Here is a 19,513-nt window from a genome sequence, read left to right on the forward strand (position 1 = left end):
AACAAACACTCATATCTGATAAAAATAGAAATTAATAATTATACATTATATATAATATGGAAGAAAACAATAAAATCGTAGTCACCCGTGAATATGAAAAGAAAATGTCGGAGATCAGTCCGTTCGAATTAAAAGACATACTGATCCGGTTAGCCGACGAGAGTGCCCGCAAGAGTACCCACATCATGTTGAATGCCGGTCGTGGCAACCCGAACTGGATTGCTACCACGCCACGCGAAGCCTTTTTCCTGCTCGGCCAGTTCGCCTTGGAAGAATGCCGTCGCGGGGTTAAACTGGAAGACGGCATGGTTGGTCTTGCCGGCATTCCCCAGAAACCAAGTATCGCCTATCGGTTCAGAGAGTTTCTTGACAAATATGAGGGGGCACCGGGTTCCGAACTTTTACGTGATACCTATAATTATATGGTACGTATAAAGGATGTTGATGAAAACGACCTGGTACATGAGTGGGCAGAAGGTGTGATCGGTGACCAGTATCCTGTTCCCGACCGTATTTTGAAATATACGGAAGTGTTGGTGCGTGATTATCTGGATCAGGCATTATGTAACAACCGGCCGCCCAAAGGTAAATTCGATTTGTTTGCCACCGAGGGTGGTACAGCTGCCATGTGTTACATCTTTGACTCCCTTCAACAGAACTTCCTGTTGAATAAAGGAGACAAGATCGTCCTGTTTGCTCCGGTCTTTACCCCTTATATAGAAATACCCGAACAGGCCCGTTATCTGTTTGATGTAACGGAAATACATGCGCTGAAAATGACGGGCGACGGATATCATACCTGGCAATATCAGGAAAAAGATCTGGATGTATTGAAGGATCCGTCTGTCAAGGCTGCCTTTATTGTCAATCCGAGTAATCCGCCTTCTTATGCTTTGACACCCGGATTGACGGAGCGTATTGTTGATATCGTTACCAATTATAATCCCAACCTGATGATTATTACCGACGATGTATATGCCACTTATGTGCATGGTTTCCGTTCCCTGATGGCTGAGCTTCCTGATAATACATTGTGCGTTTATTCTTTCTCCAAGTATTTCGGTGCGACAGGCTGGCGTCTGGCAGTCGTCTCTTTGCATGAAGATAATATCTATGACCGTATGATTGCCGCGTTGCCTGATGATAAGAAAGCGGCATTGGTAAAACGCTACAGCAGTATCATGCTCGATCCGTCGAAGATGAAGTTTATCGACCGCATGGTTGCTGACAGCCGCCAGGTCGCACTTAATCATACATCCGGACTTTCCCTGCCACAGCAGACACAGATGTCTTTGTTTGCTTCTTTCTCCTTACTGGATTCCGAGAACCTGTATCAGTCCCGCATGATCGACATCATTCACGAACGCCTGCACACCCTTTGGAAAAGTTCAGGATTTACCCTCCTCGATGATCCTCTTCGTGCCGGTTATTACAGTGAAATAGATATGGAAGTATGGGCAAAGAAATTCTATGGAGACGACTTCTTCGAATATCTGAAAGCCAACTACGAACCGGTCGATGTCGTGTTCCGCCTGGCACAGGAAACATCGCTTGTCCTGTTGAACGGCGGAGGCTTCGATGCTCCCGAATGGTCTATCCGTGCTTCGCTGGCTAATCTGAAAACGGAAGACTATGTCCGGATCGGCGAGGGGATCGCTTCCATTCTTCATAGTTATGCCGCGAAATGGCAAGAATCGATAAAAGATAAATAAGTTAAGAATAGTTTATATATCGTTGAACAAAATAAGTTCGCCGCGCGTTTTATAAATGAACGTGAGGCGAACTTTCTTATTTGTATAGACAACCTCTATCGGGTCATAGACATTATTGAATAAAAGGTGTTTTATTTATATATACATTTGTTAATGACAAATGGAACTCTTTTTTATTTGCATATACAAGCTTTCTGATAAACAAACAACTAATAAGATTATAATATGGTGTACGACATTGAAATGCTGAGAAGCTTTTATTCCAATTTCCCGAAAAGGGTAGATGTGGCCCGCGAAAAGATCGGTCGTCCGATGACTCTGGCCGAGAAAATCTTATATGCTCATTTATATGACGAAAAGGCATTACGCCTGTTCAGGCGTGGAGACGATTATGTGAACTTCCGTCCCGATCGTGTGGCGATGCAGGATGCAACGGCCCAGATGGCATTGTTGCAGTTCATGAATGCTGGAAAAAAGAAATCCGCTGTCCCGGCAACTGTTCATTGCGATCACCTGATCCAGGCGAATATCGGTGCGAAAGCAGATATTGAAACAGCAACAAAAGGGAACAGCGAAGTGTATGATTTTCTGAAATCCGTATCCGATAAGTTCGGTATCGGTTTCTGGAAACCCGGTGCAGGAATTATCCACCAGGTGGTGTTGGAAAACTATGCCTTCCCCGGCGGAATGATGGTCGGAACAGACTCGCACACGCCGAATGCCGGCGGATTGGGAATGGTAGCCATCGGTGTCGGTGGTGCCGATGCCGTCGATGTAATGACGGGGATGGAATGGGAACTGAAGATGCCGAAACTGATCGGTGTCAAGCTGACCGGACGTCTGAGCGGCTGGGCTTCACCGAAAGACGTTATCCTGAAACTAGCCGGTATCCTGACCGTAAAGGGCGGGACGAATGCCATTATCGAATATTTCGGAGAAGGTGCTTCCTCTATTTCCGCTACAGGAAAAGCGACAATCTGTAACATGGGTGCCGAAGTGGGTGCCACTACTTCATTATTCCCGTACGATCTGAATATGGCAACTTATCTGCGTGCCACTGGCCGCGATACCGTTGCAGCCTGGGCCGATGCTATCCAGGATTATCTGGAAGCCGATATGGAAGTAAGGGCACAGCCGGATGAATATTATGACCGCGTGATCGTCATCAACCTGTCCGAACTGGAACCGCATATCAATGGCCCGTTCACTCCGGATGCAGCAACGCCTATCTCTGAGTTTGCCGCGAAGGTAAAAGCAAACGGCTATCCCCGCCAGATGGAAGTCGGCCTGATCGGTTCATGTACGAACTCCTCTTATCAGGATTTAAGTCGTGCCGCCTCTATCGCCCGGCAGGCTTTTGAAGATAAAATACCTGTCGCTTCCCCGCTGATCATCAATCCGGGATCGGAACAGATCCGTTATACAGCCGAACGTGACGGCATCATCGGTGACTTTGAAAAGCTCGGTGCCACCATCATGGCAAACGCCTGCGGTCCGTGTATCGGCCAGTGGAAACGTCATACCGACGATAACACCCGTAAAAATTCAATCGTAACCTCCTTTAACCGTAATTTCGCCAAACGTGCAGACGGCAATCCGAATACACATGCTTTTGTCGCTTCCCCGGAACTGACGCTAGCATTGACCATTGCCGGTGACCTTTGTTTCAATCCGTTGACGGATACATTGAAGACCGAAGACGGTCGCGAAGTAAAACTCCGTGAGCCGCAGGGAACTGATTTCCCGCCCAAAGGTTTTGATGTAAAAGATAACGGTTATCTGGCTCCGACCGGAAAAGATGTGGAAGTAAAGATCAGTCCCGATTCAAACCGTTTGCAGGTGTTGCATCCTTTTGCTCCGTGGGATGGAAACGATTTGCTGGAAATGCCTCTTTTGATCAAGGCTTCGGGTAAATGTACGACAGACCATATTTCGATGGCCGGTCCGTGGCTCCGTTTCCGTGGTCATCTGGAAAATATATCCGACAATATGCTGATGGGGGCGGTGAACGCTTTCAACGGTCAGACGAATGCCGTATTGAACCAGTTGAATAATACGTATGAAGCTGTCTCCGCCGTTGCCAAACAGTATAAGGCGAAAGGCATTTCATCCATCGTGGTTGCCGAAGAGAACTACGGTGAAGGCTCCTCCCGTGAACACGCCGCTATGGAACCCCGTTTCCTGAATGTGAAAGTGATCCTTGCCAAAAGTTTTGCCCGCATCCATGAAACGAACCTGAAAAAGCAGGGAATGCTTGCCCTGACCTTTGCCGACAAAGACGATTACGATAAGATTCGTGAAAACGATCACATCTCCATCATCGGTTTGAAAGAGTTCACACCGGGCAAGCCATTAACTGCTATCGTATTGCATGCAGATGGCACACAGGAATCATTCCCTGTAAATCACACGTACAATGATTTGCAAATCCGATGGTTCAAGTCCGGATCAGCATTGAATATGGCACATGTATAGCTCAATTCTGATAAATACTGAACAAAATTAATAAACTATCATGATGAATAAAATAACAAAACAAAACGACCGTCTGATCGTCCCGGACAAAGTAACCATTCCTTTTATCGAAGGTGACGGAGTGGGAGCGGAGATCACTCCGGTCAGCCAGAAGATTGTAAACGCCGCCATCGAAAAAGCATATGGCGGCCGGCGCTCTATCGAATGGAAAGAAGTATTGGCTGGCGAAAAGGCGTTCAATCAAACAGGCAGTTGGCTGCCCGACGAAACAATGGATGCTTTCCGCGAATATATGGTCGGTATCAAAGGTCCGCTGACTACTCCCATCGGCGGCGGTATCCGTTCCCTGAACGTGGCTTTACGGCAGACACTCGACCTGTACGTTTGCCTGCGTCCCGTCCGTTGGTTTAAAGGTGTCGTCTCTCCGGTGCGTGAACCGCAGAAGGTCGATATGTATATCTTCCGTGAGAATACGGAAGATATCTATGCCGGTATCGAATGGCAGCAAGGAACGCCTGAAGCAGCAAAATTCCTTCAGTTCCTGACGGAAGAAATGGGAGTGACGAAAGTACGTTTCCCGGAAACTTCTTCATTCGGTGTGAAACCTGTATCGGTAGAAGGAACCGAACGGCTGGTGCGTGCCGCCATCGAATTTGCCCTGACCAATCAGTTGCCGAGTGTAACGCTGGTGCACAAAGGAAATATCATGAAGTTCACTGAGGGCGGTTTCAAACTCTGGGGATATGCTCTGGCGGAACGCGAGTTTGGCGACAAGACATTCACCTGGCCGCAATACGAAAAGATCAAAAAGGAAAAGGGTGAAGCCGAAGCCGCCAAAGCGCTGGCAGAAGCATCGGCTGCCGGAAAGGTCATTATCAAAGATGTGATTGCCGATGCTTTCCTGCAAAATACCTTATTGATCCCGGAAGAATACTCCGTTATTGCGACGCTCAACCTGAACGGCGATTATATCTCCGACCAATTGGCCGCCATGGTAGGTGGTATCGGAATCGCACCGGGTGCCAATATCAACTACAACAGCGATTATGCTATTTTCGAAGCGACGCATGGCACGGCGCCTAATATTGCCGGAAAGAATATCGTGAACCCGTCTTCCCTTTTACTCTCCTCCGTGATGATGCTTGAATATATGGGCTGGAACCAAGCCGCCAACCTGATCACGGCTGCTATGGAAAAGGCTTTCTCGAAGGGAGAAGCAACGAATGACCTGGCACGTTTTATGCCGGAAGGAAAATCTCTTGGCACCAAAGAATTTGGTGATTGTATCATATCTTTATTGTAACCTCGTAAAAATAACTCGTGATGAAAAAAGAATATCTTATTTACAAACTGTCGGATGCGTCAAAAGATGCCTGCAAGATTGATAACGAACTGTTTCCGATGTACAACGTGAAACGTGGTCTGCGTAACGAGGACGGCAGCGGGGTGTTGGTCGGCCTGACTAAGATCGGTAATGTAGTTGGTTACGAACGCCTGCCGGATAACGGTGGCCTGAAAGCTATTCCCGGTAAACTGTTTTATAGAGGTTACGATGTGGAGGACCTGGCGCATGCCCTGATCAAAGAAAAACGTTTCGGTTTTGAGGAAGTGGCTTATCTGTTGCTTTCCGGAAAGTTGCCCGATAAAGAAGAGTTAGCCTCTTTCAAAGGCTTGATCTGCGATAATATGCCGTTGGAACAGAAAACCAAGATGAATATCCTCGACCTGGAAGGACAGAATATCATGAATATCCTTGCCCGTAGTGTTTTGGAAATGTATACGTTCGATCCGAATCCGGACGATACTTCCCGTGACAACCTGATGCGCCAGTCCATCGAACTGATCTCGCGTTTCCCGACCATTATAGCGTATGCTTATAATATTTATCGTCATAGTACACACGGTCGTTCCCTGCATATCCGCCATCCGCACGAAAACCTTTCGCTTGCAGAAAACTTCCTGCATATGCTGAAAAAAGACTTTACGGAACTGGATGCCCGTACACTTGACCTGTTGCTTGTTTTGCAAGCCGAGCACGGTGGCGGTAATAACTCGACCTTTACAGTCCGTGTAACCAGTTCGACCGGAACGGATACCTATTCTTCTATTGCAGCCGGTATCGGTTCGTTGAAAGGTCCGTTGCACGGTGGTGCCAATATCCAGGTTGTCGATATGTTCCATCATCTGAAAGAGAACATTGGCGACTGGAAGAATGTGGATGAAATCGATACTTATTTCATGCGCATGCTGAACAAAGAGGCTTATAACAAGACCGGCCTGATTTACGGTATCGGTCATGCCGTCTATACAATTTCCGATCCGCGTGCCGTTGTTTTGAAAGAACTGGCTCGTGACCTGGCTAAAGAAAAAGGACGTGAAGAAGAATTTGCCTTCCTCGAACTGCTGGAAGAACGTGCCATCGAATGTTTCGCCAAACATAAAGGAACGAAGAAACGTGTTTCTTCAAACGTGGACTTCTATTCAGGCTTTGTGTATGAAATGATCGGTTTGCCGCAGGAAATCTATACACCGCTGTTTGCTATGGCCCGTATCGTAGGTTGGACTGCCCATCGCATTGAAGAATTACATTTCGATGGTAAACGTATTATCCGTCCGGCTTATAAGAATGTGTTGGATGAACAGGTATATGTTCCGATCAAGGAACGTTGATCTTCGTAGTTCCCTGCCCTGGAAACTGCAATTTCCTAGGCAGGGAACTACTGTTTCATTAGGGTGAAACTCGCGTTTCCTGCTTAGGAAACCAGACGGTCTCCGGCAGCGGAAGTTAGTAGCTCAAGGATAACCCGTAAGCTACACTATTAAAAGTATTCCCTGTACGTATCTTATCTTTTCCGAAGATGCGGTAAAGTATCTCCCTTACCGGAATGACAAGGCTGCTACCTCCTGTGATAAAGACGGAGTCGATATCTGCTGCGTTATATTGCGCTGTGTCCAGTATTTTCAGGATATATCGTTCGATCTCGGTAGTATGCCGTTCGATGATCGTAGCAAACTCACCGGGCGTGAAAGGCTCATGTATATGGATTGTCTCTTTTTCAAAGTCGATTGTTGTATCTTCTCCGGTCGAGAGGTTTATTTTGGATTGCTCGATTCCTTTGAACAGGGAGAAGACATAGTTATTATCGATCAAAACTCTTACATTATCTATCTTAGGATTGTTGCCTGAGAGATGGTAGTAGTTATCCATCGAACGGCGCAGTTTGCTCTCCTTCAACATAAATGTCCTTTCCCAGTTTTTCAGTTCGCGGTAGAGAATGGAAGGTATTTCAATCTCTTTATCGTACGATTGGTATTTTACGCCCCGGCCCAGATGGGGAGTCACTTTGTACCACATGATTTCCGAATCGAACAAGTCACCGCCGATATAGACACCACCGTGAGCGATGATATCGTCTTTGCGGTCTTCCTTACGGATTTTATCGGGAGAAAGGTTCATGATGGTAAAGTCGGAAGTACCGCCACCGAGGTCGGCAACCAGTACGTTTTCGCTATGATCGAGCCGTTGCTCATAGGAGAGGGCGGCGGCAATCGGTTCCAATTGTAATTTGATGTTTCTGAAACCGGCGTTACGGGCGGCAAGCGTCAGGCGGTTGACTGCCAAAGTCTCTTGCTTGGGGTCTTCCGAAAAAACGGCAGGTCTTCCAAGTATCACATCCGTGATTTCCGCTCCGGCGAAGGCTTCCGCTTTCTCTTTCAAATGGCGGATGATGCAGGTAACGAGTTGATCGGGCGTCATTCTTTTACCGAATATCCAGGTAGAAAGAAACTTGTCCTGGCGGAGCAGCGTCTTGACGGATTTCAGCAGACGCCCGGTCATCTCTTCTTCAATATATTTATCCTGGGCCTCTTTACCCACATAGTATTTCATCTCGTTTGTGTCCGGAAAATACAGAATGGAACTTTCGCTATACGAAAATACTTCTTTCCGTGTTGCTTTGTCTGTCAGCGATATAATGGAATTAGATGTTCCGAAGTCCAGACCGCATGTCAACTCGTTTATATTCATCTTTGCCTTGTTTTTTATAGGAAAATAGGGCGCGAAGATATAAAATACGACACATTTTTATACTATATATACCTGTAATTTATGTTTATAATTTTTTCTTCAGGGTAAAGAAGAAGGTCACTCCTTTGCCCGGACTACTCTTAGCCGAAATCTGTCCTTTATGGAAATTAACCCCATTCTTGACGATAGACAATCCCAGTCCTGTTCCGCCGACTTTGCGGCTACGTCCTTTATCCACCCGGTAGAACCGTTCGAAGATGCGGTTGATATGTTCTTCCGAAATACCCACACCGTTATCAGCGAAACTGAAATAATAAAATTTCGGATCTTCTTTATAACAGTTCACGGTTATTTGGCTTCCTTCTCCGGCATATGCGATCGCATTGTCGTAGAGGTTACGGAAAATGGAATACAATAGGGAGTAGTTGCCATGTATCGTAGGATCGCCCGGCAGAGTAACTTCAGATGTGATCTGTTTTTCTTCCATCTCTTTCGAACATTCCTTCTGGATCTCGACGATCAGTTTCGGGATATTTATGTCGGACAAGTCGAACATTTCGGACGCCTCGTCCAAACGGTTCAGTACAGAGATGTCACGTAATAACCCGGTCAGACGCGTACTCTGCGAGTAGCAACGTTCCAGGAAGAACTGGCGTTTGTCGGGAGTAAGTTCCGGATTGCTGATAATCGTTTCCAGATATCCCTGAATGCTGCTGACGGGTGTTTTCAGTTCGTGGGCGACATTCTGGGTAAGCTGGCGTTTCATCCGGCTCTCTTCTTCCTGGCGTGAAATATCATTGATGGATATTTCGTAGCTGTTATCCAGGAACAGGATACATTCGATCAGAAATATTTTCCCGTTTTTATCGATCGTTACAGATTCGCGTAACACTTTCCGTTTCCGGTTCATGTTAGGGATATTTTTATTCAGGAAAGCCTTAATGGGTTCAAGTTCCCGGATATCCTGGGCATCTTCAGCCTGACGGATCTGATTGTCGGAAATAACATTTAAGAACTGGATGAACAGGATATTCGACAATATCTCTTTCCCTTCGGCCGTAAACATGGCGAATCCTTCTTTGGCGTACTGGAAATGCTTTATCAGCTTTTCACGTTCCATGGAAAGCTCGTCTTTGGCCTTCTGTTGCCGGTGATACAGTGTGACAATGTTCTTTGAGATATCTCCCAGTTCATCGTTGGGGAAGATATAATCGTTTTCCGGTATCCGGTCTTTTTCTATATTCAAGGCAAAGTCCCGTAGTTTGGATATGGTCCGTCCGATACTGAATGTAAAGCGGGAGAGGACAAAGAAAAAGATCAATGTCATCAGTATCATAAAATAGATGAAGTCCTTATCCGTGGATAAGGCACTTTGCACATAAGGATCATAAGGGAGCGCCGAACGGTAGATATAACTGCCTATATTGCTGGCCGAATAAAAATATCGTCTGCCCGTCGATCCCGAGGTGCGGATGGCAAAGCCTTCATTATACAAACGGGCTTTGCGCACTTCGCTACGATCGTTATGGTTGTTGAATTCTTCTGTCCCGCTATTATCGAACAAGACTTTTCCGTTGGGATCGATAATGGTGACACGCAATTCTTTTTGCGGAATATCTTCGATAAATTGCCTTACCGTCTTATTAATGTCGGTATCCTGTTGGGTACGGCTAAATAATTGGTAATTGTAGTTACTCAATACATTATTCAACTTCTCCTGCGAAAATTCCCGTTCCCGTTGGTATTGAAACAACAGGAAGCAAACTGTAAATCCAAGGAACATCACAAAAATCGACCAGAATAACCGCTGGCTGAAAGGTATCCGGTTTTTCATCTTTTCTACTCTTACCATGATTAAATAACAGGATTAGTACTCAAAACAATAACCGAAGCCGAGTCGGGTAACGATGTTTTTTCCGTAAGGGCCTATCTTTTTACGCAGACGGGTAATGTTTACGTCGATTGTTCGATCCAGCACATATACTTCATCTTTCCAGATACGGGACAGGATCTCTTCACGTGAGAAAACATTTCCTTTATTCTCCAGCAGTAATTTCAAAATCTCGAATTCTTTTTTGGTCAGCGGGACTTCCTTGCCGTCTACCGATGCTTTAATGCGTTTGGGATCGAGTGCTAATGTTTCATATTCGAGAAGTTCGTTCGTCTCGTTTTTCTCTTTATCGGTTGTTCTCCGTAATACAGCCTTAACACGTGCGACAACCTGGCGGATCGAAAAAGGTTTTGAAATATAATCGTCCGCTCCCAGGTTAAAGCCTGTCAGCATATCGTTTTCAGTATCTTTGGCTGTCAGAAATATGATCGGTATATCAGCCGTGCTTTCTTCTTTCCTTAATATACTCGCCATCTTGAATCCGGAGATTTCTCCCATCATAACATCGAGCAAAAGCAATTGATAGACAGACAGGTCCTTTTTTAATGCTTCTTCCGCACTAAAAGCCGTATCCACTTCATAACCTTCTATTTCAAGATTGAATTTGAGGATTTCGCACAAGTCCTCTTCGTCATCCACAACAAGAATTCGGGGCATATCCATAGTCTTTTTTATTTAATTTGAAATGAATAATTCATTCCTTTGTTTACAAAATTAATTATTTTCTGCAAAGGAAGGCATTTGGTATTTCGGTTGAATGAAATATATGTTACGATTCTGTTACATCAGCCGTTTTTGTCTAGGGGGGAGAAAAGAACAACGTCCGTGCTATTGGTATAGTCCGGACGTTCATTTTACATATGGAGTGGTTTGGTTTTATTTGCTACCGTTCATAGCCTCCAGCAGGAATTTACCTGGTTTGAACTTTACTGTTGTTCTTGCCGGGATCTGTACCGGAGTACCTGTTTTAGGATTACGAGCCAAACGGCTGTTTTGCGGTCTAGGTAATAATGTGCCAAAACCAACGATAGATATTTCTTCGTTCTGGGACATTTTTTCTGTTACGATCTCCATGTAAGCTTCCAAGACCTTTTTAGCCTTTTGTTTTTTTAAACCGGCTTTTTCAGCCAACTCTACAATAAGTTCTGCTTTGTTCATAGGTATTATTGTTTTAATGATTAATACTGTTGCAAAATTAGTGAAAAAAATTACTATAGAAAAGTTTTTTGCAAATTCTGCTTACTTTATGTTTCAAAGTGAGAGGTTGGTTAAGACAAGATGACGATAAGTTGTTGTAAATATAATAGTCATGTTTTATTTAATGAGTTTGTAATAAGACTTTTTAGAAGGATATAATAAACCTGTTTGTAATATACATCTATGAAAGAATGTGAAAAATAAAAAAGTCTACTTTCACAAGTAGACTTTTTTAATACTTATAATGACCAATACCTTTACCTAAAATGTGAGGCTTGAACCTCTAAAATTACTTTTCACAAAGATATAAATAGTTTTTGAAGATTGCAAGTGAAAACATATATTTTTCAAGCTTTCTATGAAGTGTAAAATACCTGGTTTCTTGTGGAATGCTAAAAATGAAATCAAAATGTAGTAAAATAGCCACATAAATATCATTTTGCTTTAAATATTTCTCTTATTAGAATGTTTTAAAAGTGGATATTCATCGTTTTCCGATTAAAAATATTATATTTGTGGACAAGTGTAAGTGTATATCCCCGGATATAATCTCTCCCTATGTGAGTGGCATGATTGTAATATTACTCTAATCAATATAAAAAGCAGCGATGTTTATGATTAAAAGAAAAGAACTAACGTACGACAATTCTTATTTACTAAAAGTGTTTAACAGGGACTTTCCTCATTTGGTGACAATGGCGGAAGAGAGCCAGAACATAAAATTGTTCAGGGAGGCTCTGCGCTCATTCGTTTCTTCCCGGATTGAAATCAACGGAGGTGGCAGTAATATGAGAAATGCCGTGGCGAAGCGTATTTTACTTTTAATCGAATATGACGGGTCTCCTATTGATGAACTTTCAACAGGTGAGGAGTTGTCTGTGCAAACAATCACTTATTTCTGGCAATTACTGACGGGAAAGCTGGCAGACGAAGTTTCTCCCGACCTGTTTATTGACCTTTATCATCAGTTCAAGTTATTGGAGCATCCCGAGAGCATCGAACCGGACCGTTCCCTGGTTAAGCGTCAGATGCATCGTTGGCCGACCGGTTTGGATGAAGAAGTGGTGGCAATCCGTGAAGCAAATAAAGACCGTATTATAAAACGGCTTATACGGAAGATAGAGCGCAGGAGTGCACCGTCGTCCCGTTATCAGTTTTTACCGGAGATGACTTACGAAGAAAAATATAATCAGGTACAGGAATGGTGGAACACTGCCCGTTTCCATCTGGCATTGGCTATCAAGAGTCCGACGGAACTGAATTATTTTCTGGGTGAATCCCTCTCGGAAGAGATGATGCAGCTGTTGGCCCGTGCCAGAAAGAAAGGTATGCCGTTTTTTGTTACGCCTTATTATTTATCCTTGCTGAATCCGGGAACGGAAGGCTATGATGACAACACGATTCGTTCGTACGTCCTTTATTCAGATGAACTGGTTGACACATACGGTCATATAAAAGCCTGGGAAAAAGAGGATATCGTGGAAGCCGGTAAGCCGAATGCCGCCGGATGGCTTTTGCCTGAAGGTCATAATATCCACCGCCGTTATCCGGAAGTGGCCATTCTTATTCCTGATTCGATGGGAAGAGCCTGCGGAGGCTTATGTGCTTCTTGTCAGCGCATGTATGATTTCCAGAGCGAACGTCTTAATTTCGATTTTGAAGCATTGAAACCCAAAGAAACCTGGGATAAGAAACTCCGTCGTTTGATGCATTACTTTGAAGAAGATGCCCAGTTGCGGGATATTCTGATTACCGGAGGTGACGCCCTGATGAGCCAGAATGCTACTTTGCGTAAGATATTGGAAGCTGTCTATAAAATGGCTGTCCGTAAACGTAAAGCGAATGAAGAACGGCCCGAGGGTAAAAAATATGCCGAGTTGCAGCGGGTTCGCTTAGGTTCGCGTTTGCTGGCTTATCTGCCGTTGCGCATTACAGATGAACTTGTGGGAATTTTGAAAGAATTTAAAGAGAAGGCTTCTGCTATCGGAGTCTCCCAGTTTATTATTCAAACCCACTTCCAATCTCCTTTGGAAGTAACTCCCGAAGCCAAACGTGCTATAAAAGCGATATTGGATGCCGGATGGGTGATAACGAACCAATTGGTTTATACGGTTGCAGCTTCCCGGCGCGGACATACTGCCAAACTGCGGCAGACGCTTAATTCCGTCGGTGTGATTTGTTATTATACGTTCTCGGTAAAAGGGTTTAATGAAAACTATGCCGTGTTTACCCCGAACAGCCGTTCGCTTCAGGAACAATATGAAGAAAAGATTTTTGGCCTGGTTCCCGAAGATAAACTCGCCGAATTGGATGATATTGTCACCAATAGACGCCCGTTAGGAAGAAAATTGTATAATTTCTTGAGAGAGAATCATTTGTTGTTTGCTGCAACAGACCGTAGTGTCTTGAATCTGCCGGCTATTGGTAAAAGTATGACTTTTAAAACAGTAGGTCTCACCGCTGAAGGAAAACGAATCCTGAAGTTTGACCATGATACCGGACGCCGGCATAGCCCTATCATCAATAAGATGGGGGAAGTATATATCGTAGAGAACAAGTCGGTAGCCGCTTATTTGCGTCAATTGGAAGAAATGGGAGAGGACGTTAAAGAATATCGCAGCATCTGGAATTATTGCGAAGGAGTGACCGAACCGCGTTTCAGTCTGTACGAATATCCGGATTATCCGTTCGCCATCACAGAAAAGATGACTAATCTTGAACTCGAAAACGAGTAAAAGTGTATCTTTGTTCCTGCTAAACCAATAAAGAAATGATACAAAACGAAAGAGAAATACGGCACGAACATGTGTTAGAGGCTGTCCGTCAGATGATGACGGCTGCTCGTACGGCTCCCAAAGGTAAGGGGATTGACATTATAGAGATTGCAATGGTTACCGGTGAAGATATACAACGTTTGTCTGACGAGATGCTGAAACTGGCAGCAGAAACCGGATTTAAGTTTATTTTGCGTGATGCGGATAATATTTTGAGTGCGGAGGCTATCGTGATATTGGGTACACGCCAGCAGGTGCAGGGACTGAACTGTGCTCATTGCGGTTTTGAAACGTGTGTGGAGAAGCCGGCAGAAGTACCTTGTGCGATCAACTCGGTCGATTTGGGAATCGCTATCGGTTCTGCCTGTGCGACGGCTTCCGATTTGCGCCTGGATACCCGTGTGATGTTTAGTGCCGGGATGGCTGCCCAACGTCTGGGATGGCTGGGCGAGAGCAAGAGCGTAATGGCTATCCCTGTCAGTGCCTCTTCGAAGAACCCGTTCTTTGACCGCAAACCCAAAGAACAACCTGTGAAATAATTAGCTGGAATTTGGACAAATAATTCGATGACTCTATGATAAAGTTTGACAACAAACTTGAGATACGTTATTCATTTAACGATAAATCCGCTTATATGGATGCCTGGATTAAGCACCGATGTGAAAAAGAGATACTCTCCATGCTGCGTGTCCTGGCCGATTTGCTGGATGTGAAGATGACTGCTCATTGCGAACCCTTTTCACAAGAAGGTGGATACCGCGTCGTATGGCCGATAGCAGGCGAAAGTTCGCGCTCTATCTCTGTCGTATTAAATATTCTGATGCAGGTACTGACCCGGCCTACTTTGTCTGTCGGAGGGCAGCCTTTGGTTGACCGGACCAATTCGGATGAAGAGAATATGCAGAAGGAAATCTCGCTTTTGAAGCGTTCGCTTAAACTGAAACAGGCCGGTGCCCTGATACCCCGTGAGTTGGTGGAACTGCTGGCATCCTGGCCGAAGTTCTGTAAATATAAATCCAATTTCTATGAAGCGTTGCGTGGGTATCCGAAAGTGACAAAGATTAATGTACGCGAACTGAATGAAAATAACCGTAGCCGTTCCGGTTCTCTGGAGGTGAAACGTGAACAGTTCGATTATTTCATCCTTCGTTCGGACGACCTGCCGACTATCAAAGACAATAAAGCGACCATCGAAATTATCTCGCCGGTATTGAAAGATAGCCGTTACCGTTGGAAAGGTATCTATAATAAAGGCGGGGAGACAATCGACTTCTACATGTGCGATGAAGATTTCAAGAAGCAGATGTTCGACGAGAAGATTTCTTTCACCAGCGGCATGTGTATCGACTGTGTGCTGGAAATCGCTCGTAAGCTAAGTGAATTGGGCGAGACGATTAACATCAGCTATACGGTAACGACTGTAATCCGTACCCGTTTCGACAAACTGGAAATTGTTACTCCGCAAGGCAAGCGCCATCTGCGTAAGCTGGAGGCGGAGAAGAAACAACTTACACTCGACTTATTTGGCTAACTTTTCCTATCTTTACGCCAAATCTTAAAGATGTATGGCTAAGACAAAAACAGTATATGTCTGCTCCAATTGCGGAGCAGACTCTCCTAAGTGGGTCGGTAAATGTCCGAGTTGCGGCGAATGGAACACCTATGTGGAAGAAATCGTTGCAACCAAAGAATCTTCTGCAAAACGTATTATTCCCGGTATAACAGAAACGGGTAAAGTACGTCCCGTCCTGTTACGTGATATTACCTCCGAAGAAGAATCCCGGATTGATTTGAAAGATGAAGAACTGAACCGTGTCCTGGGAGGCGGTTTGGTGAAAGGCTCGTTGGTGCTGATTGGCGGTGAACCGGGTATCGGTAAGTCGACTTTAGTCCTGCAAACAGTTCTGGGATTGAACAATCTCAAGACATTATATGTATCGGGTGAGGAAAGCAGTCGCCAACTGAAACTGCGTGCCGACCGTATCGCCCACGAAAATCCGGAATGCTTCATTCTGAGTGAAACGAATCTGGAACAGATATTTGTCCAGGCCCGTAACGTCCAGCCTGATTTACTGATTATAGACTCTATCCAGACAATCTATACAGAACTCGTTGAATCTTCTCCCGGCAGCGTCTCACAGGTTCGTGAGTGTAGTGCAGCAATCCTTAAATATGCCAAAGAGAGCGGTGTCCCTGTTCTGCTGATAGGCCATATTAATAAAGAAGGAAGTATTGCCGGGCCGAAAGTACTGGAACATATTGTCGATACCGTTCTTCAGTTTGAAGGCGATCAACATTATATGTACCGTATTCTCCGGAGTATCAAAAACCGTTTCGGCAGCACGGCTGAATTGGGTATTTATGAGATGCGTCAGGATGGCTTGCGTGAAGTCAGCAACCCGTCCGAGTTGTTGCTGACACAGAACCATGAAGGATTGAGCGGTGTGGCAATTGCTGCCGCCATCGAAGGCATACGTCCTTTCCTGATAGAAACACAGGCGCTGGTAAGTTCGGCTGTCTATGGAACTCCGCAACGCAGTGCGACGGGTTTTGATTTGCGAAGAATGAATATGCTGCTGGCTGTGTTGGAGAAACGCGCCGGATTCAAGTTGATACAGAAAGACGTGTTCCTGAACATTGCCGGGGGACTGAAGGTCAACGACCCGGCTATCGACCTGGCTGTTATCAGCGCTATCCTTTCGTCGAGTCTCGATATCAGTATCGAACAAGGCGTTTGTATGTGTGGCGAGGTCGGCTTGTCGGGCGAAATCCGTCCGGTCAACCGCATCGAACAACGGATTCTGGAAGCAGAGAAGCTGGGCTTTTCACGCATCATCATCCCTCACAATAACCTGAAAGGGTTTGATACGAATAAATGTAAGATACAAATCGTACAGGTCAGAAAGGTGGAAGAAGCTTTCCGGCATTTGTTCGGTTAAATCCTTTTTATTATGGATAGTAAATTAATTTGTTATTTGTGTTGTATCTGTTTGCTTTGGAGTTGTGAATATAAGATACATGAAAATTTTGTTGATATCGAGAAACCTCAGGATTCGGTAAATGCCAGTATTGATTTGAATGCTGTTACCGACGGGCAGACTATTTTAATCAATAAAGAGACGGAATTAAATTATTCGTTGACAGCATTCGGTAAAGATATCAAAGGACTAAAGTTTAAAATGGGTGATATCGTTTGGAGTGATTCGGATTTGCAACCTAATGGTTCTCTGATGATTTCCTCATCGACTTTCCCTTCCGGGAATTATACGTTAACCTGTGAGTGTTATTCCCCGACAGGTAGCGGTAGTATTGCCGACCAAATGGAAATAGAAGGATATTCTTTCAAGATGAGTTGGCCGGTAATTATCGACTATAGTATGGAATTGCCCTCTATTATATCACAGGGAGTTAGTGTTGACGGGTATTTGACCTTGAACTGGGCGGAACCGGTTCTTTCCCATCTTGAGTTACAGTCGTACACCATCACCGGCGGTTCTGAAGGATACACGGTCGATGTGACTGTTCCTGCCGGAAATACTTCGTGGACGGATAAGAATAATCTGGGGGCGGAATCGGTTTATAATATCCGGATGAACCTGCGTGACGGAAATACGACATTGGTCTGGCCAATGGGAGAGGTTAAAATGCCGGATGCCATTCGGTATTATATTGTTAAAGCTGATATAGAAGAGACAGTGGTGGCTTGGGAAACCCCTTATCCGGCCGATATTTCTGTTCGGTTGGATGACGGAACTGTTTTCAGGCCGGATGACGGGAAGGCGACAGTGTCATTGCCGCCCGGCGAGTTCGGTTCGATGACAACGACTTATAACGCCCGCTTGGTTCTTGTTTCTACAGAAGATCCGGGTAAGACTACATTCAGGGAATTGCAGGTCGGATCGCCCGGAATTTTTCAGTATGAATCACGGGGTGCGAGATGGGTATATAACCGGATGACGGGTTGTCTGTATGCCCAAGAGCCGGGTTCTTTGCGATGTTATTCTACCGATGGCGAACTGTTATCGTCCGATAACCGAAGTTCCGGGTGGGGAGTGTTCAGCTCTCCGGTATCCGGCAGGGTTGTTACCGATGGTAATCCGGCGAATGTTTTTGATGGTCGGACATTGGCATTGTTGAATAGTGTAGATTGTGAAGGCTATTCTTCTCTTTTAGGTATAAATGCAGCAGATGAATTGATTTATTGTACCTACAAGGGTGATGGAAGCGGGGCTATTCTGCATTTCTCAACATTGGAGGGCGAACATTTGGCTGCTATACCTTCGAATGCTTTGACTCCTCAAATGTCGGTCGACGGTAAATATCTGATGTATGAGGATGGGTTCGATCAGAAACTGATCATATTGAATAATCATCAGATTGTTGCAGACACCAAAATGCCGTATTCTTATGGAACTTATTGGAAAAGCATGCTTCATCCGGTACATCCCGATCAATTGCTGATCGCCTACGACGATTATGTGGAGGTGATTCATTTGCCGGATTTCAAGAGAATCAAGATTATACGGAAAGACATGTACGCGCAACTGGTTAATGTCGATCCGTTAACCGGCAATTTGTTGATTTACAATAGTAATAATCTCAAAGTCCTTTCTCCCGAAGGAGAAGTGTTGTTCACATTAAAAACAGCGTCGTGGATTTATCCCCTTTTGTTAGGTAATACTTTATTGTCGTTCGACGGATATATATTGAACATTGAAAAATACTTGCAGAAATGATACGGATTTATATAATAACTATAATATGTCTGTTGGCAACATTGTCATTGCAGGCTCAGGAGTTGACCCTGGAATATAATGTCGGTTTTGCAACTTATAAAATGGGAGATATGAAGTCGTTGCTCGACGAAGCAAAACCTTCTTTGAACCATGTTAAAACAACCGATAACTTTTCTGGTTATATAACTCATCAGGCTAAATTGGGGCTTGAATGGAGGAAATTGCATCAGGCCGGATTATTACTTGATTTTATGAATACTGTAGGCAATAAAGGAGTCTCTGACTATTCAGCGTCTTACAACTTTACTATTCGTACGAAAGGAGTTCGTTTAGGAGGATTTTATCGTTTTGCTTTACCGGATTTTTCGGAATGTATCGTGAGGCCTTATTTGCAGTTTTCAACCGGCGTTGTTTTTAATAACGGTACTGTCGAGGAGGAAGTTACTTTAGCGGAAAGACCAAAAGAAATAATAGACTCCGAATCTCTTGACGGAACAAACTTTTTTATTGAACCTGCTGTTGGTGCAAAGATACGGATACATAAGAAACTCGCATTGAATATAAATGTCGGTTATGAATTTGATCTGACAAAACGATTCAGGAACAAAGGCCAGTCGCTTACGATAGCTCCCGATTGGAGTGGTTTGCGCCTTCAGGGAGGTATTATCTATTATATCCCATTAACAAGCAAATAAACAGAT

General features: G+C 44.6%; 14 protein-coding genes. 10 read left to right on the plus strand and 4 right to left on the minus strand.

The window, feature by feature from the left end:
- Positions 1–56: 56 nt before the first annotated feature.
- The 4 genes from HMPREF1535_RS16465 (at position 57) to HMPREF1535_RS16480 (ending at position 6,857) form a co-directional block, all read left to right on the plus strand.
- Positions 57–1,712, plus strand: coding sequence for a bifunctional aspartate transaminase/aspartate 4-decarboxylase (locus tag HMPREF1535_RS16465; protein ID WP_046146871.1), 1,656 nt, complete (start codon positions 57–59; stop codon positions 1,710–1,712).
- Between the two features lie 225 nt (positions 1,713–1,937).
- Positions 1,938–4,187 carry an aconitate hydratase gene (locus tag HMPREF1535_RS16470; protein WP_046146872.1) on the plus strand — a complete coding sequence of 750 codons (2,250 nt, stop codon included), beginning with the start codon at positions 1,938–1,940 and terminating at the stop codon, positions 4,185–4,187.
- 43 nt (positions 4,188–4,230) lie between these two features.
- Entirely contained in the window at positions 4,231–5,490 is a 1,260-nt protein-coding gene (icd, locus tag HMPREF1535_RS16475) for an NADP-dependent isocitrate dehydrogenase (RefSeq protein ID WP_046147587.1), read from the plus strand.
- 20 nt (positions 5,491–5,510) lie between these two features.
- A complete protein-coding gene (locus HMPREF1535_RS16480; protein ID WP_007653552.1) occupies positions 5,511–6,857 on the plus strand; it encodes a citrate/2-methylcitrate synthase in 1,347 nt (448 codons plus the stop codon).
- A gap of 115 nt (positions 6,858–6,972) precedes the next feature.
- Here HMPREF1535_RS16480 and HMPREF1535_RS16485 read toward each other — a convergent pair whose 3' ends face one another.
- The 4 genes from HMPREF1535_RS16485 to HMPREF1535_RS16500 form a co-directional block, all read right to left on the minus strand.
- Entirely contained in the window at positions 6,973–8,214 is a 1,242-nt protein-coding gene (locus tag HMPREF1535_RS16485) for an Hsp70 family protein (protein ID WP_010803449.1), read from the minus strand.
- Between the two features lie 85 nt (positions 8,215–8,299).
- Complete coding sequence (gene phoR / locus HMPREF1535_RS16490) at positions 8,300–10,066, minus strand: two-component system sensor histidine kinase PhoR (RefSeq protein WP_046146873.1); 1,767 nt, start codon at positions 10,064–10,066, stop codon at positions 8,300–8,302.
- 15 nt (positions 10,067–10,081) lie between these two features.
- A complete protein-coding gene (gene phoB, locus HMPREF1535_RS16495) occupies positions 10,082–10,768 on the minus strand; it encodes a two-component system response regulator PhoB (RefSeq protein ID WP_007653558.1) in 687 nt (228 codons plus the stop codon).
- A gap of 213 nt (positions 10,769–10,981) precedes the next feature.
- On the minus strand, positions 10,982–11,263 hold the full coding sequence (locus HMPREF1535_RS16500) for an HU family DNA-binding protein (RefSeq protein WP_007653559.1): 282 nt from the start codon (positions 11,261–11,263) through the stop codon (positions 10,982–10,984).
- Positions 11,264–11,916: 653 nt separating this feature from the next.
- Here HMPREF1535_RS16500 and HMPREF1535_RS16505 point away from each other — a divergent pair.
- Genes HMPREF1535_RS16505 through HMPREF1535_RS16530 form a run of 6 tightly spaced genes read left to right on the plus strand, consistent with a single transcriptional unit; the run spans position 11,917 to position 19,507 of the window.
- Entirely contained in the window at positions 11,917–14,037 is a 2,121-nt protein-coding gene (locus tag HMPREF1535_RS16505; RefSeq protein WP_046147588.1) for a KamA family radical SAM protein, read from the plus strand.
- A gap of 35 nt (positions 14,038–14,072) precedes the next feature.
- Entirely contained in the window at positions 14,073–14,615 is a 543-nt protein-coding gene (locus HMPREF1535_RS16510; RefSeq protein ID WP_007659143.1) for a ferredoxin domain-containing protein, read from the plus strand.
- A 35-nt stretch (positions 14,616–14,650) separates the two neighbouring features.
- Positions 14,651–15,607, plus strand: coding sequence for a hypothetical protein (locus tag HMPREF1535_RS16515; RefSeq protein WP_007659146.1), 957 nt, complete (start codon positions 14,651–14,653; stop codon positions 15,605–15,607).
- Positions 15,608–15,641: 34 nt separating this feature from the next.
- Entirely contained in the window at positions 15,642–17,015 is a 1,374-nt protein-coding gene (gene radA / locus HMPREF1535_RS16520) for a DNA repair protein RadA (protein ID WP_046146874.1), read from the plus strand.
- 12 nt (positions 17,016–17,027) lie between these two features.
- Complete coding sequence (locus HMPREF1535_RS16525; RefSeq protein WP_046146875.1) at positions 17,028–18,812, plus strand: hypothetical protein; 1,785 nt, start codon at positions 17,028–17,030, stop codon at positions 18,810–18,812.
- Complete coding sequence (locus HMPREF1535_RS16530) at positions 18,809–19,507, plus strand: outer membrane beta-barrel protein (RefSeq protein WP_046146876.1); 699 nt, start codon at positions 18,809–18,811, stop codon at positions 19,505–19,507. Before HMPREF1535_RS16525 ends, HMPREF1535_RS16530 begins: the two co-directional genes overlap by 4 nt.
- The last annotated feature ends 6 nt before the right edge of the window (positions 19,508–19,513 follow it).

It is taken from the genome of Parabacteroides goldsteinii DSM 19448 = WAL 12034, from assembly GCF_000969835.1.
Lineage (GTDB): Bacteria > Bacteroidota > Bacteroidia > Bacteroidales > Tannerellaceae > Parabacteroides > Parabacteroides goldsteinii.

Bases quoted from the DNA above. Each gene is read 5' to 3' on its own strand.
- HMPREF1535_RS16465 (WP_046146871.1), top strand. From the start codon at position 57: ATGGAAGAAAACAATAAAATCGTAGTCACCCGTGAATATGAAAAGAAA.
- HMPREF1535_RS16470 (WP_046146872.1), top strand. From the start codon at position 1,938: ATGGTGTACGACATTGAAATGCTGAGAAGCTTTTATTCCAATTTCCCG.
- icd (WP_046147587.1), top strand. From the start codon at position 4,231: ATGAATAAAATAACAAAACAAAACGACCGTCTGATCGTCCCGGACAAA.
- HMPREF1535_RS16480 (WP_007653552.1), top strand. From the start codon at position 5,511: ATGAAAAAAGAATATCTTATTTACAAACTGTCGGATGCGTCAAAAGAT.
- HMPREF1535_RS16485 (WP_010803449.1), bottom strand. From the start codon at position 8,214: ATGAATATAAACGAGTTGACATGCGGTCTGGACTTCGGAACATCTAAT.
- phoR (WP_046146873.1), bottom strand. From the start codon at position 10,066: ATGGTAAGAGTAGAAAAGATGAAAAACCGGATACCTTTCAGCCAGCGG.
- phoB (WP_007653558.1), bottom strand. From the start codon at position 10,768: ATGGATATGCCCCGAATTCTTGTTGTGGATGACGAAGAGGACTTGTGC.
- HMPREF1535_RS16500 (WP_007653559.1), bottom strand. From the start codon at position 11,263: ATGAACAAAGCAGAACTTATTGTAGAGTTGGCTGAAAAAGCCGGTTTA.
- HMPREF1535_RS16505 (WP_046147588.1), top strand. From the start codon at position 11,917: ATGATTAAAAGAAAAGAACTAACGTACGACAATTCTTATTTACTAAAA.
- HMPREF1535_RS16510 (WP_007659143.1), top strand. From the start codon at position 14,073: ATGATACAAAACGAAAGAGAAATACGGCACGAACATGTGTTAGAGGCT.
- HMPREF1535_RS16515 (WP_007659146.1), top strand. From the start codon at position 14,651: ATGATAAAGTTTGACAACAAACTTGAGATACGTTATTCATTTAACGAT.
- radA (WP_046146874.1), top strand. From the start codon at position 15,642: ATGGCTAAGACAAAAACAGTATATGTCTGCTCCAATTGCGGAGCAGAC.
- HMPREF1535_RS16525 (WP_046146875.1), top strand. From the start codon at position 17,028: ATGGATAGTAAATTAATTTGTTATTTGTGTTGTATCTGTTTGCTTTGG.
- HMPREF1535_RS16530 (WP_046146876.1), top strand. From the start codon at position 18,809: ATGATACGGATTTATATAATAACTATAATATGTCTGTTGGCAACATTG.